Below are 14,306 nucleotides of genomic sequence, written 5' to 3'. Positions count from 1 at the left end.
CCGCCGCGTCGAGGCCGGCCTGCTGGCCGGCGGCGTGGCGCACGACTCCGGCGATGCCGGCGACCAGCGCGTCGTGCGTGACCGGCAGGAGCGTGCGGATCGCGTCGGGCAGCGCCCCCTTGTCGTCCAGGGCGGCCGCGGTCAGCAGGGCCGTCGACGTCTTTCCGTCGATGCGCCGCAGCGCGGCGGAGCCCTCCGGGTCGCGGGCGGTCATGCACTCCCAGAACTGCACCGGCGGCAGCAGCAGCGTGCCCTCGCCGAAGACACCCGGGGTGCGGTCCGACTTCGCGACGGAGGTGACGACGCCGTCCGTGTCGACGATTTCGAGCTGCCAGCCGTGGCGGACGACGGCACGGGCCCGGTCGTCACCCGGGAACACGACGAGCGCGGACGGCCTGCCCCTGTCGGTGGGCAGGGTGACGGTGTGCCCCGCGAGGTCCTGACTGCGCCAGGAGCCGTCGGGCAGCTCGACCGTGCGGATGCCGACCACGCCGTCCACGGGTGCGGAGGCAGGCGCGCGGCCGACGGTCGGCGAGGGGCCGAGCCAGCCGCTGTCGAAGGCGCTGCCCTCGGGGGCGTCGCGCAGCGCGTCGGCGAGGAAGGCGGGCATGCTCATACGTCCGCGCTTGTTGGTGGCCGGGTCGTACTCGTACCAGCCGTGCGTGTCCCGCTCGCCCTCCGCGTGCCACACCCAGTACGAGGCGCCGTCGAAGACCAGCCACCGCTCTTCGGGGATCGTGGTGTCCCCGACGTGCAGCACGCCCGCGCCGGTGGTGCGGCCGCCGCCCGGCAGGGGCAGGGTGAGCCTCAGGTCGGCCTTGTACCAGTCCATCTCCGTGCCACGGGTGCCGCCGGGGCCCTCCATGGTCCGGGGGCTGTCGGCGCGGGTGTGCCAGTACCCGCGCAGGCCGTCGTTGCGGGACCGCCAGTAGACGAGCAGCTCGCCGTCCACGTGGTGGAAGCCCGGGTCGCCCCACTTGTCGTTCGCCGGGATGCGCAGGTCGTGGGTGAGGAGTGTGCCCTCCGGGCCGATCACGCGGGCCTGGGCGGCGCCCGCCACGACGAGATGCGGCCAGGCGTCGGCGACGATGATGTCCTCGACGTCGTCCTTCGGGACGAGGGTGGCGGTCGCGTCCTCCCAGGCGGGCCAGCCCAGTTCGTCGAAGAGCCCGGCGCGCAGGGTCCGCGACAGCACCGGCGCCAGGTCGGTGGCGACGGCCGCCCGTACCTCGTCCTCGGCGAGCGCCAGCGCCTCCGCGGGCAGCCACTTCAGCCGGGTGAGGGCGTCGGGCAGCTGGGGCAGCCCCACGGCGGTGAACCGCCGGACCACTGCGCTCACCCACCGCGCGAGCAGCGGGCGCCCGCCCGGCGACGCGGCCAGTACCCGGATCGCGCGCCGCCCGGAGTCGTCGTCACTGAACCGGTCCGCGCCGCGCCGGAAGGCGTCGTGGAAACGGGAGTCGGCGGTCAGCGACAGCAGCTCACGGTGTCCCTCACCCGAGGCCCACTGCTCCAGCGGCAGCGATCCGTCCTTCTGCGGGGCGGCCACGGGAACGTCGAGGGACAGCAGAAGATCCATCAGATCGATGTCGTGCGTGACCTGCAACTCGCGCCCGGCAGTGCCGAGTTCGGCCCGCAACCGGTCCGCCGACCGCTCCACCAGCGGGTACAGCTCAGGCATCCGGGTGGAGCCGCGCCAGGACCGCGCCCGCTCCCGGAACGTCAGGAACCGCTCCAGCCAGCCCGCCGTGCCGTCGTGCGGCCGCTGCTCAGCGGGCAGGGAGCCGTCCCACAGCCCGGCCGTGGCGCCGGAGACCGTCAGCATGTCCAGCCACAGCGCGGGCATCTCGTCGTCGTGGGACGAAGGGAGCGTGTCCAGCAGGGTGCCCCGCACCTTCGGCTCGCGCGCCGCCAGCGCCACCAGCGCCGTACGGTGGCCCTTCCACCAGCCGGCCGCGGCGCGCAGCGTGGACGGCAGGACCAGCAGCTCGGCCAGATAGTCCTGTTCGGACAGGTCCGCGTCCCGGCCGGCGGCCCGTGCCAGCCTGCGCAGGTCGCCCGCCATCTGCGCCGACGGCGGCAGACCGCCCGCCGTACGACGCAGGCACAGTTTGGTGAAGCGCCGCAGCGCCTCCTCGGCCGGGACCCGCGCGGCCAGCTCCTTCGCGTACGCCGACAGCACCTTCACCGGGAGCGCCCCGGCCAGCGCGAACTCCAGGAACACGGCGTCGAGCCGCTCCTCCTCGACCGTCAGCCCGTGCTCCGCCTCGGCCTTACGGGCGCGGGTGAACAACTGGGCCGCGTACGTGGCGTTCTCCTCCGCGAGGAACACCCGCCCGGCCTGTTCGTAGAAGGTCGGCAGGAAGTGCGGCACCGACGCCGCCAGCCGCTCGCCGAGCTCCTGGTAGGCGTCCATCGCCATCTTCGGCTTGGACTTCGCCTGCCGGGCCGCCCGCTCCAGGTCCGGCACGATGCCCAGCGCGTGGTGCCCGTCCGCCGGGTGGTGCACCAGCACCCACTCGGGGAAGCCCAGTGACTGCCGCAGCCCCAGCCCCACGACCTCCGGCTCCGCGTCCTGCTCCAGCCCCAGGAAACCGGCGGCCAGGTCCTCCGCCGCGCCCAGCTCCCCGGCGACCAGCCGCACCACCACCCGATCGTCCAGGCCCGGATGACGGTACGTCCGCGCCGTCAGCGGCACCGCCCGCTCCCCGGCCCCCTCGGTGTCCGGCGGCAGCACCCCGCCCGCCGTCAGCAGTTCCTCGTACGACACCCGCGTCCCCCCGCTCATGCGTCCTTGCCCTCCTCGATCACGCGCCCGGCGTACAGCGCCGCGGCCATCCGCATCCCCTCCGACCAGGCCACCGGGCCCACATCGCTCAGCGGCAGGGCACGGCCGTCCTGGTCCTGCCAGGTGAGGCTGCCGGTCTCCACCTCGTCGTCCCAGTACGGCTCCCCGATCCACACGGAGGCCTCGACGGTGCGCTCGCCGTCCCGCACCCGGGCGGTGCAGTAACCGCCGGAGACGCGATAGCCCAGCGAGGTGGCGCGCGCCGCGAGGGCGAAACGGGAGCGGAACTTGCCCCCGGTGAAGTCCCGCACCTGGGTGGCCTTGGCGGCGAGGCCGTCCGGCCGCCGCCACGTCGCCCGGTGTATCTGCTCCACCCGCTGGACGATGCCCAGCTCCGCCGCGAACTCCCGGATGTCGTCGAGGTCCGGCAGCAGCACCGGGTGCGGCAGGGTCACCGTGCGCGGGGAGAGGCGGACCGTCTCCCCGTCCAGGTTCACGATCCGCAGCTCGCCGGAGTCGGTGGCGCCCCGCAGGAAGCCGACCTCGTCCGGGTCGTCGCCGACGACGGCGAGGTCGCGCAGCGCGGCCTGCCAGGCCTCGTCCGGCCACACCCGGGCCAGCAGACCGGTGGGTACGGGCAGTGACGACACCATCCAGGCGTCCACCTGTGTGACGCACGCCGCGGCGTGCCGATCCAGCCACTCGGCGAACCGCCGGAGCCGGTCCACCTCCGGGTGGTCCTTCAGAGCCTTCGGAAGCGACTTCAACTGCCGCCCCGCCGCCCGGCCCGAGGTGGCTCGCGCCGCCACCCGCCCCTCCACAAGGGCGACTTCATACCCGTCACCCGCCGACAGCCAACCCACGAAACACAGCCCTCCGCGTCAGTTCCACATGAAGAAAGCACAGTTCAGCCGGGGGATCCCGGCCCACGTGCGACCATGTGCGGAACGCTAGCGGCAGCCACTGACAATCGGTCGGGGCGCCCCCCGACAAGTCCCCTTCGACGTGCCGGGAACCCCGACGGCGAACAGGCAGCACGAGACGATCCCTCCGGCGTCCGGCAAGCCAATCGAAGCGAGAACGCCACCGCATCCGTAGACCTACGTAACCGGAGTACGTATTACCGGCCAGTCACCGATCCCGGATGTCGTACGGCCGGCGCGCTCACCCTCCGCATCGGCGCGCGTGGTGCAGAACGGGCAGCGCTCGTCCTTCGGCTGTGCGGTCACCCACTGAGTCGACGACCTCCGAGGCGGCGAACTCACCGAGCATCACGTCCCCGGCCATGCCCCGAAGACCGACGCCACCCCGTATTCCGGTTGAGGGCCGGGGAAGTGATGCGTACGGTTCCTGGGGTGATGAGCCCCGAGTCGGACAGAACGGAGCCGCCGGTCGGCGGCGGATCGTCCCTTCACAGGTGACCCCGCTCGACGGCCGGTGCGCGGATGTTCCTGCCCGCCCTCGTCATCACCGGAGTCGACTTCGTGCCGCTGTTCGTCCACGTCCTGGGCCTTGCCGTCTTTGCGCAAGGCACCTCCGAGTTCATGCTGTCCGGTCTCGTGCCGGGTATCGCCCGTGATCTGTCCGTGTCGGTGGGCGCCGCCGCGAGCCTGACGTCCGCCTATGCCGTCGGGATGATCGTCGGTGCGCCGGTGATGGCCGCGCTGAGCGCACGGTGGCCACGCCGTCGTGCACTGGCCGGCTTTCTCACCGCGTTCGTCGTCGTGCACGTCGCCGGTGCGGTGACGACCGACTTCGCCGTGCTGTTCGGCACCCGGATCGTCGCCGCGATCGTCAACGCCGGTTTCCTGGCGGTCGCGATGAGCGCGGCGACCACCCTCGTGGCACCGGCCCGTCGGAGCCGGGCCACCGCCGTCCTGCTGTCCGGGGTCACGCTGTCGTGTGTCGTCGGAGTACCCGCCGGCGCGCTGCTCGGTGAGTGGGCCGGCTGGCGTTCGGCCTTCTGGGCGGTCGCCGTCCTGTGCCTGCCCGCGCTGGCACTCGTCTTCCGGTCGGCGCCCGCCGACGCGGCCCACGGCCACGACATCGCGGTCCGCCGGGAACTGCGTACGCTCAACTCCCCTCCGGTGCGCACGGCGTCGGTCCTCGCGGCGGTGGTCAACGGGGCGACCTTCGCGACCTTCGCCTACCTGGCCGTGATCGCCACGGATGTCACCCGACTCCCCGCGGCCGCCGTCACCGGGCTGCTCGCCGCCTTCGGCGCGGGCGCCTTCATCGGCGTGAACATCGCCGGACGTACCGCCGCGGTGCACCTCCGGCGAGGCATGCTTCTCGCGCTGTGGCTGTTGCCGGCCGGGTGGGCGGTCATGGCGGCGACCAGTGGTCGGACAGTGCCGATGTTCATCGTGGCGGTCGTTCAGGGCGGACTGTCGTTCGGGATCGGATCGGCGCTGGTCAGCCGTGTCATGCACGCAGCGTCCGACGCGCCCACCATGAGCGGGTCGTTCGCCACGGTCGCGCTCAACGCCGGTGCGTTCTGCGGCCCGTTGCTCGCCGGGGCCGTGACGGAGACGACCGGCGACTACCGGGACGCCGTATGGGTCAGTGCGGCCCTCGCCGCCACAGCGGTCGCGGTCATGATCGGGTCGGTGACCGTCAGCGGTCTGTCCGGCGTCCGCCCGACGGACCGCTGACCCCGGCCGGGCCCGGTCAGTCGCACGTGTGGCGCGGCCGGGCCCGGGTCACCACCTGGCTGATGCCGATGGTCGAGTCGAGCCGGACCACGCGAGTGCCGGAGAGCGCCGCCGGAGAGCCGCCCGCCGCGGTCGCGGCGGCCGCGGCTCCAGGAGACGCGGCTGCGGAGTCCCGTGTCGCCGGAGAACTGCCGGAGCCTTGTGCGAACGTGCGGCAGGCGGGCGTCGACATAGGCCCCCACCTGCGCGAAGTGGCGGAGCCCCCGCCGAGGAAACAAGTACGGCAAGGGTTCCACGCCGGACATCCTGTGCAGCGCAGCGCAGCGCGGTGACGGGCCCGTGACGCTGCGCCCTTTATCGCACAACCGTGAGTGACCTGCTCGTTTTCCTGGAACAGGACCGCGCTCCGGCGGCCGTCGGCTCCTATGGTGGGGATCACAGGAAGGCGACGGACGCTGAGGCGGCGACCATGGCGGACACGGAGATCGACTACGCGGCGGTGTTCCAGGCGCTGCCGGGCATGGTGGCGCTGCTGACACCCGGGCTGGTGTACGCGGACGCGAACGAGGAGTTTCTGCGACTGTCGGGCCGCACCCGCGAGCAGGTGGTCGGTCGATACCTCTTCGACGTGTTCCCCGACAACCCCACCGACCCGTCCGCGAACGGCATGCGGAACCTGGCGGCCTCCCTCACCCGGGTGGTGGAGACCGGCGAGCGGGACGCGATGGCGCTGCAGCGCTACGACGTGGAGTCGGTGCAGCGGCCGGGGGAGTGGGAGGAGCGGTACTGGAGCCCGGTGAACGCGCCCATCCTCGGCCCCGACGGGAAGGTGGTGCTGGTGATCCACAAGGTGGAGGAGGTCACCGAGCTGATCCGGGCCCGCGAGCGCTCCCCCAGCGCCCGGGCCGGCGTGCTGGAGGCCGAGCTGTACACCCGCGCCCGTGAGCTGCAGGAGGTGAACGAGCGACTGCGCGAGGCACACGCCCACGAACGGGAGGTCGCGCTCGCCCTGCAGACGGCGATGCTTCCCGCGCCCAACCCGCTCGGCCACCACCGTGCGGCGGTGCGCTACCAGCCGGCGACCGACGCGCTGAACGTGTGCGGCGACTGGTACGACCTCGTCGACCTGTCCGGCGGCGACCGTATCGGCATCGCCGTCGGTGACGTGGTCGGGCACGGGCTGGCCGCCGCCTGTGTCATGGGCAAGCTGCGCAGTGCGCTGAGCGCCGCGTCCCTGGTGGCGGACGGTCCCGCCCAGGCGCTGGACGCGCTCGGTCTGTACGCCCGCTCCGTCGACGGCGCCGAGAACACCACCGTGGTGCAGACCCGCGTCGACTGGGACACCCACACCATCACCTATAGCAGCGCCGGCCATCTGCCACCCGCGCTGCTGTGTCGTGACGGCAAGGTCGTCTTCCTCGACCAGGCCACCGATCCGCCCCTCGGCGCCCGCCCCGAACACACTCCCCGCCCCGAGGCCACCCTCGGCTTCACCGAGGGCGACATGCTCGTCCTCTACACGGACGGCCTCATCGAACGCCGTGACGAGGACATCGACCACAGCCTCGCCCGCCTCGCCGACGCGCTGACCCGGCACCGCCGGTCCACCGCCGAGCCCCTCGCCGACGCCCTCCTCCTCGACCTCCTCCCTGACGGGCGTGCCACCGACGACGCGGCCCTCGTCATCATCCGGCTGTGATCCGGGCGGCGCTCAGTCGAGGAAGTCGGCGACGAGGGCGGCGAACTCGTCCGGGTCGGCCAGCCGGATACCGAGGCTCTCGGCCTTGGCGCGCTTGGAGCCGGCGTTCTCGCCCGCGACGACCAGGGAGGTCTTCTTGGAGACGCTGGAGGAGGCGCGTCCGCCGGCGCGTTCGACGAGTTCGTTCATCTGGTTGCGGCTGAGCTTCTCCAGTACGCCGGTCATCGCGCCCGTCACCACCACGGCCATCCCGGCGAGCGGCCCGCCCGCGGACTCGGCGCCCTCCTCCGCGTCGGCGGACTCGTCGTCGGCCGGGGCGGGCGGTGTGGCGCCCGGCTCCGTCATGTTCACCCCGGCCGCCGCGAGCTTGTCGATGAGCGGGGCGAGTTCGGCGAGTTCGGCGACGATGGACGGGGCCTTCTCGGTGCCGATGCCCTCGACCCGCTGGATCGCCTCGGCGTCCGCGGCGCGGATGTTGTCCATGGTGGCGAAGTAGCGGGCGATACGGCGGGACATGGAGCGTCCGGTGCCCCGCACACCCAGCGCGCACAGCACCCGCGACAGCGGCCGCCCCCGGGCCGTGTCGAGCGCGGCGAGGAGATTGTCGGTGCTGGTCTCGCCCATGCGCTCCAGGCCGAGGAACTGCTCCCGGGTGAGGGCGAACAGATCGGCGAGATCGGCCACCAGGCCCGCCTCGACGAGCTGGACCACCCGGGTGTGGCCGAGCCCTTCGACGTCGAGCTGATCGCGGCCCACGGCATACGACAGGGACGCCACCAGATGGCAGTTGCGGCCGTTCTCGCAGCGCCAGCGCTGCTCCCCGGTGTCGATGCCGGAGCCGCATCTGGGGCACACCTCGGGGAAGACGATGGGCTGTTCGTCGCCCGTGCGCAGATGGGCGACGGGCGCCTCCACACGGGGGATGACGTCACCGGCGCGGTGCACCATGACGTGGTCGCCCAGCCGCAGGTCGCGGCGGGTGATGTCGGCCGGGTTGTGGAGGGTGGCGTACGTGATCGTGGAGCCGTCGATCTCGACGGGCTCCAGCACACCGCGCGGGGCGATGATCCCGGTGCGGCCGACGTTCCACTGCACCTCCAGCAGCCGCGTGATCTTCTCGACGGCGGGCAGCTTGTAGGCGATCGCCCAGCGCGGGGCGCGCGAACCGGACCCGGCGGCCCGCTGGTCGGCGGCCAGGTCGGCCTTGACGACGATCCCGTCGATCCCGAACGGCAGCTCCGGCCGCAGCGCGGCGATCTCCTTCACACGGTCCAGGACCTCCTCGACCGTGCCGGCGGTGACACCGGGCACGGCCGTACCCGCGGTGGTGTTCACCCCCAGTTCGGCGGCTCGCGCCATCAGCTCGCTGTGGGCCAGCTCGCCCAGCCGCGCGGTGGAGTCGGCGTCCGTACCGGGCAGGGGCAGCAGCCCGTATCCGAAGAACGTCATCGGCACGGTGTAGGCCCGCTCCTTGGCGCGCAGGGTGCCCGCCGCCGCGTTGCGCGGGTTCGCGAACGGCTGCCCGCCGTGCCCGGTGCGCACCTCGTTGGCGTGCTCGAACTGGGCGTTCGTCATGAGGACTTCGCCCCGCACCTCCACCGTCACCGGCTCGGCCAGCTCTCGCGGCAGCCCTTCGACGGTGCCGATGGCGTGAGAGACGTCCTCCCCGGCCGTCCCGTCGCCCCGCGTGATCAGCTGGGTGAGCCGCCCCCGCGTGTACCGGGCGGCGACCGCCAGCCCGTCGAGCTTCGGCTCCACACCGAACCGCTCCACCTCGTGCCCGATCCGCCGGGCCAGCGACGCCGTCCACGCCGTGAACTCCTCGGCGGAGAACACGTTGTCCAGGCTCAGCATCGCCACCGTGTGCGGCACGTCCCCCTCGACCGCCCCGCCGGCCACCTTGCCGGTCGGCGAGTCCGGCAGCACCTGCTCGGGATGAGCGGCCTCCCACTCCGCGATCCCCCGCACGAGCCGGTCGTACGCGTCATCGTCCAACACCGAGGTTCCGCCCGTGTAGTAGGCGGCCGAAGCCCGCACCGCGTCCTCGACGGCCTGAGCGTAGGCGGCGGCATCCACGATCACTGCAACTGATGTCGTCATACGGACCATCCTGCCTCCCACCACTGACAATGCCCTCGGGACGACGCCTCGGAGGCTAGTCCCACCAGAAGGACCAGTGGTCCCGTCCCACGAGGTCGGCCGCGTACGCGGGAAACGGGGTCGGCGGGTCGTCGACGATGTTGTCCGCCGTGGAGAGCACATGCTCCAGGGCGAGCAGGTTCGCGTGCTCCGCCGTACGCGGTGGCCGGGCGACGGAGACGTTCAGCGTGCCGCCGTGCACCGCCACCACATGGGCACCGAACCGTTCCTCCCAACTGCGCAGCAGGGCACAGAGCAGAGGCAGGGGCGCCCCGGAGTTCCAGCCGAGCAATGCCAGAGCGTCGCTGCCGTGACGGGCCGGAACGAGCACGAGCCTGCAGTCGAGCACCCCGTAGTCCGTGCGGGCGAGCCGGGCCGGCGCCCCGGAGGCCACTTCCATCGGCGTCGGGTCGGCGGGCGCGACCGGCATCGCGGCCGCCGGGCCGGGCCACCGGTCGAAGGGCGGGCCGGGATCGTGCGGCCACGGCTCGACGTCCTCGGGCACCGGCTCCGGCGTCGGGTCCGTCCAGAGCGGGAGCCGCCGGCGCCGGTACTCGGCGAAGTCCGCCGCGAGCACGTCCTCCAGCCGGATGTCATCGACCAGCCCCGGCTCCAGTGGCTCGCCGATGCCGTCGTCCCGGACCAGCACCGGCAGCAGCCCCGTCGCCTCGTGCTCGCTCAGCAGCCGGGGCCACAACTCCGCAAGGGCGCGGGGGAATTCGTCCGAGATCCAGATGTGCGACGGTCCGCGCGCGGTGAACCGGCCGCCGGGCAGGCCGTCAGGCAGGGGAAAGGGCATGGCCGAACCGTAGATCCGGCCACCGACATCGCGATCCACGCCGTCCGGGCCCGCCCCATGCGGTGGTCGGACTCCTCCGCGACCCGGCTCCCGGCGCCGACCCACCGCGGGCCGGAACGGAACGCCGCAGGCAGGACGGAACACCGCGGGCCGGACGAGCGATCCGCTCCTCCGGCCCATGGTGGGGAGGGTGTAGGGCCCGGTGGATCAGACAGCCGGTACCCGGCCCGGTGGATCAGACAGCCGGAGACGGGTACGTCGGGTACTCCACCCCGGAGACGTGCTGGACGACGCGGATGACCTGGCAGGAGTAGCCGAACTCGTTGTCGTACCAGAGGTAGAGGATCGCGTTGTCGCCGTCGACCTTGGTTGCGCCGGCGTCGACGATCGAGGCGTGGCGGGAGCCGATGAAGTCGCTGGAGACCGAGTCGGGGGCGTTGGTGAAGTCGATCTGGCGCTTGAGCGGTGAGGTCAGCGAGACGTTGCGGAGGTAGTCGAGGACCTCCTCGCGGTCGGTCTCGCGGCCCAGGCGCAGGCTGAGGATCGCGATCGAGACGTCCGGGACGGGGACGCGGATCGAGCTGCCGGTGATCGGCGCCTTCAGGTCGGGCAGCGCCTTGGCGACGGCCGAGGCGGCACCCGTCTCGGTGATGACCATGTTGAGCGGCGCGGAGCGGCCCCGGCGGTCCGACTTGTGGTAGTTGTCCAGCAGGTTCTGGTCGTTGGTGAACGAGTGGACGGTCTCCACGTGACCGCGCAGCACACCGAACTCGTCGTCCATCGCCTTCAGCGGGGGGACTATCGCGTTGGTGGTGCAGGACGCGCAGGACAGGATCTGCTCGTCCGGCTTGATCGTGTCGTGGTTGACGCCGTGCACGATGTTCGGGACGTCGCCCTTGCCCGGCGCGGTCAGGACGACCTTGTCGATGCCGGGACGCAGGTGCGTCGACAGGCCCTCGCGGTCGCGCCACTTGCCCGTGTTGTCGATGAGGATGGCGTTCTTGATGCCGTACTCGGTGTAGTCGACCTCGGACGGGTCGTTCGCGTAGATCACCTTGATGGTGTTGCCGTTGGCGACGATCGTGCTGTCCGCCTCGTCGACCGTGATCGTGCCCTGGAACTGGCCGTGGATGGAGTCCCGGCGCAGCAGCGAGGCGCGCTTGACGATGTCCTGTTCGCCGCCCCCGCGCACGACGATCGCGCGCAGCCGCAGACCGTTGCCCGAGCCGGCCTTCTCGATCAGCAGGCGGGCCACGAGACGGCCGATGCGGCCGAAGCCGTAGAGGACGACGTCACGTCCCTCGGCGCCCTCGATCTTGTTGGCACCCGTGGCGCCGGCGACGGCCTCGGCGGTGAACTCCGCGATCGACAGACCCCGGTCGTCGGCCCGGTGGGCTTCGGCGAGCAGGCCGATGTCGATCTGGGAGGGGCCGAGGTCGAGTGTGGTGAGGGTCTGCAGGAACGGCAGGGTGTCGGTGACCGAGAGCTCCACACCGGCGATCTGGCGGGCGAACCGGTGGGTCTTCAGGATGCTGACCACCGACTTGTTCACCAAGGAGCGGCTGTGCAGCAGGACCGTCACGTCCCGCTCGCGGTGCAGCTTCCCGATGATCGGGATCATCGACTCCGCGATCTCCTCGCGGTTCTTCCAGTTGGTGAACGAGTCCTCGTTGACAGTCACAGATTTATCTTTCGAGCTAGGCGGCGCTCATATGCTAACCACCCCGCTCGGAGGAGATGCACCGAGGGGGTGCACATCGCCCCGTCCCGGGCGTCACAGCCGGACCGGACGAGTGCGGGAAACGGCCGCACGGCCTGGCACCGCCGGTTCGTCAGCCGATGCTGAGGCTGGGCACCGGCAGATCCTCCAGGTCCTCCAGGTCCTCGGTGGGCAGGGCGGAGGGGGCGTAGGGGTCGGGCTCGGCCGAGCGGGAGGGGGAGGGAACGTCGTCGGGGTCGGCCGTCGGGGTGCCGTCCGGGCCGCAGACATGTGCTGCCCTCGGGCGTGACACATGCATGGTCCCCACGCGCTCGGTCCGGAAATCCACGAGGTCGTTCGCGCCGAGGCTGCCGTCACGCAACCGGATCGTCTCCGGCAGCTCCTTGTCGGCGAGCGGCCTGCCGGCCGTCACGGTCACCAGCGCGTCGACACAGGGGCTGCGGTCGTCGTCGTACAGCTTCGCGGGTGCCCTGACGTCCTGGATCTCGCGTCCGTCGTGGCGGAGCCGGGTCCGCCCGGCTCGTTCCATCGAGAAGTAGCAGTCCGGGTCCTTCGAGGAGTCCCCACCACCCGTCGGAGAGCCGTACGTGAGCTTCCGGTACGGCGGCGGCCTTCGACGCGGCCGAAGTGCTCTCGGCCTCGGTGTGGGCGTCACCGCCGAAGCGTCCGGTGGCGAGGAGGACACCGCCGACCACGAGAGCGGTGAACGGCACCCCCTTCCGCGTGGCGCGGCGGCCCGGTGCCCGGCTCTCCGGTACAGCCTGCTCGGTCCGCGTACTCGTCCCCCGCCTCGTGGTCCCAGAACCGATCGTTCCGGACAGCGGTCGGGGGCGGTGCCGGGGAGATTACGCAACCACGCTCCGTACGAAGCTCATCTGTCCCCGTCACGCAGTTCGTCCCGCACCTGGAGAGCCGCCAGCGCGGCTCGCGAAGTCACGCCCGTCTTGCGGTAGATGCGGGAGAGGTGTGTCTCGACCGTGCGGGGGCTGAGGAAGAGCCGTTCGGCGATGGCGGGGCTCGTCAGGCCCTCCGCGACGAGTGCGGCGATCTCGCGCTCACGCGGGGACAGCGCGGTCAGTTCCACCGGCGTAGGTTCCTGCGCGGGTGTTCCCGAGAGAGCCTGCCCGCTCGCGTCCGCGGCCGATGCCGGGTCCGTCTCCGGTTCGAGGAAGACGGACGGACGTATCGCCTCCGCGAGCCCCGTCAGCAGATGGGCCTCACCCTCGGTGCTCAGCCGCAGGGCGCGCTCCCACATGGCGCGGGCACGGGCCGTACGCCCCGCGGACGCGGTCAGGGGTGCTCCCAGCAGCAGGGTCTGTGCCTCCCACAGCCGGCCCCCGCTCCGGGCCGACTCCTCGGCGGCCTGCTCGAACAGGTCGGCCGCGGCCACCACATCGCCGTCGGCCAGCGGCGCATACGCCGAACTGCGCAGAGCGGACGCCCGCTGCACCAAGAGATCGAGCCGCTCCGCCTCCTTGCGGGCGCGGTCCGCCCACTGCCGGGCCTCGTCGTGGTCCCCGGTGGCGACGGCGGCGGTGACGAGGATCTCCATGAACAGGGGGCGCATGCTCGGCTGCAGGCCGTCGAGGTCCTCCCCGCCCGCCCGCAGCATGGCGGCGCGGGCACGCGCCGGATCACCGGTGTGGAGCGCGGCGTACCCGAGCACGCACCAGGCGATGGACGCCCACCAGCGAGTGCCGGCACCGGCCCGCGCGACGGCTTCCTCGGCGACGGCCAGCGCACCGCCGTCACCGGGCGGGAGCGCGGGGATCAGCGCCTGGGCCTTGGACGCCAGCACGAAGGCGAGCAACTCGTCGCTGCCGATGCCCCGGGCGATCGTCTCCGCCTCCTCGGCGAGTTCGAGGGCCGGCCCGAGCCGCAACGTCATGACCTGGATGTGGGACATGCACAGCAGCAGATGCGGCACCACGTAGAGGAGGCCGCCCCGGCGGGCTATGGCGAGGCCGCGCTCGGCATGCCGTTCGGCGTCGGCGTAGCGTTCGAGGAACGCCTCCGCCCAGCTCAGCCGGGCCAGCGGTTCGCACAGGCCCGCGAGGTCCTGGTCGGTGAGGGAGTCGATGAGCGCGGTGGCCCGGTCGGCGGCCTCGGCGGCGGCCACCGTGTTGCCCTCGTACGCCTCCCCGAGCGCGGTGACGGCCAGCGCCCCCGCCTGCGCGATCTCGTCACCCAGCGACCGGGCCAGCTCCAGGGTGCGGGCCAAGTCGTCGCGTACGTCCGGGTAGGCGCTGGCGTGCGGCGCGGACGAGCCCAGTTCGAGGCCGAGTTCGATGGTCTCGGCGGGGGAGAGGTCGGCGCCCCGGGCCAGTTCGCGGCGCAGGAGGGCCACGGCCTCCGCGTACCGGCCGAGGTGACGCTCCATGACCGCGCACAGGGTGACGGCCGAGGCCCGTACGCCGTCGTCGGTGCCCGGCGGCGACAGGCTGATCACCTCGTGCAGCAGGTCCCTGCTCTCCCACAGCCCGCCGCAGGCGCCGAGGGCCTCGGCC

General features: G+C 72.3%; 8 protein-coding genes and 1 pseudogene. 2 read left to right on the top strand and 7 right to left on the bottom strand.

Features of this window, described 5'->3' with window-relative positions; translation table 11 throughout:
• Together AWZ10_RS41220 and AWZ10_RS41215 are read right to left on the bottom strand one after the other, a co-directional pair.
• A pseudogene (locus tag AWZ10_RS41220) lies at positions 1-2,788 on the bottom strand (DNA-binding protein); the annotation flags it as partial.
• The gene (locus AWZ10_RS41215) at positions 2,785-3,651 is read right to left on the bottom strand and encodes a DUF4132 domain-containing protein (protein ID WP_046709164.1); all 867 of its coding nucleotides are present in this window, start codon (positions 3,649-3,651) and stop codon (positions 2,785-2,787) included. The gene AWZ10_RS41215 and the pseudogene AWZ10_RS41220, both read right to left, overlap by 4 nt.
• A 582-nt stretch (positions 3,652-4,233) precedes the next feature.
• Between AWZ10_RS41215 and AWZ10_RS41210 the strand changes: the two genes are divergently transcribed.
• Both AWZ10_RS41210 and AWZ10_RS41205 read left to right on the top strand, forming a co-directional pair.
• Complete coding sequence (locus tag AWZ10_RS41210; RefSeq protein ID WP_240439706.1) at positions 4,234-5,442, top strand: Cmx/CmrA family chloramphenicol efflux MFS transporter; 1,209 nt, start codon at positions 4,234-4,236, stop codon at positions 5,440-5,442.
• Between the two features lie 469 nt (positions 5,443-5,911).
• The gene (locus AWZ10_RS41205) at positions 5,912-7,141 is read left to right on the top strand and encodes a PP2C family protein-serine/threonine phosphatase (RefSeq protein ID WP_060893650.1); all 1,230 of its coding nucleotides are present in this window, start codon (positions 5,912-5,914) and stop codon (positions 7,139-7,141) included.
• Positions 7,142-7,153: 12 nt separating this feature from the next.
• Here AWZ10_RS41205 and ligA read toward each other — a convergent pair whose 3' ends face one another.
• From ligA to AWZ10_RS41180, 5 genes are all read right to left on the bottom strand, one after another.
• Entirely contained in the window at positions 7,154-9,250 is a 2,097-nt protein-coding gene (ligA, locus tag AWZ10_RS41200; protein ID WP_060893649.1) for an NAD-dependent DNA ligase LigA, read from the bottom strand.
• A gap of 46 nt (positions 9,251-9,296) precedes the next feature.
• Positions 9,297-10,079 (bottom strand): DUF4253 domain-containing protein, encoded by a 783-nt coding sequence (locus AWZ10_RS41195; protein WP_079104649.1) that lies wholly within the window; start codon positions 10,077-10,079, stop codon positions 9,297-9,299.
• 235 nt (positions 10,080-10,314) lie between these two features.
• A complete protein-coding gene (locus AWZ10_RS41190; RefSeq protein ID WP_046708001.1) occupies positions 10,315-11,760 on the bottom strand; it encodes a glyceraldehyde-3-phosphate dehydrogenase in 1,446 nt (481 codons plus the stop codon).
• 151 nt (positions 11,761-11,911) lie between these two features.
• On the bottom strand, positions 11,912-12,454 hold the full coding sequence (locus AWZ10_RS41185) for a hypothetical protein (RefSeq protein WP_159058545.1): 543 nt from the start codon (positions 12,452-12,454) through the stop codon (positions 11,912-11,914).
• 216 nt (positions 12,455-12,670) lie between these two features.
• A partial coding sequence (locus AWZ10_RS41180) for a helix-turn-helix domain-containing protein (RefSeq protein ID WP_244172723.1) occupies positions 12,671-14,306 on the bottom strand: 1,636 nt, incomplete at its 5' end.

Source organism: Streptomyces europaeiscabiei, from assembly GCF_001550375.1.
In the GTDB taxonomy this organism is placed as follows: domain Bacteria; phylum Actinomycetota; class Actinomycetes; order Streptomycetales; family Streptomycetaceae; genus Streptomyces; species Streptomyces europaeiscabiei.
Note: the sequence above shows the minus strand (reverse complement) of the source record. Positions and strands in the feature narration are given on the sequence as shown.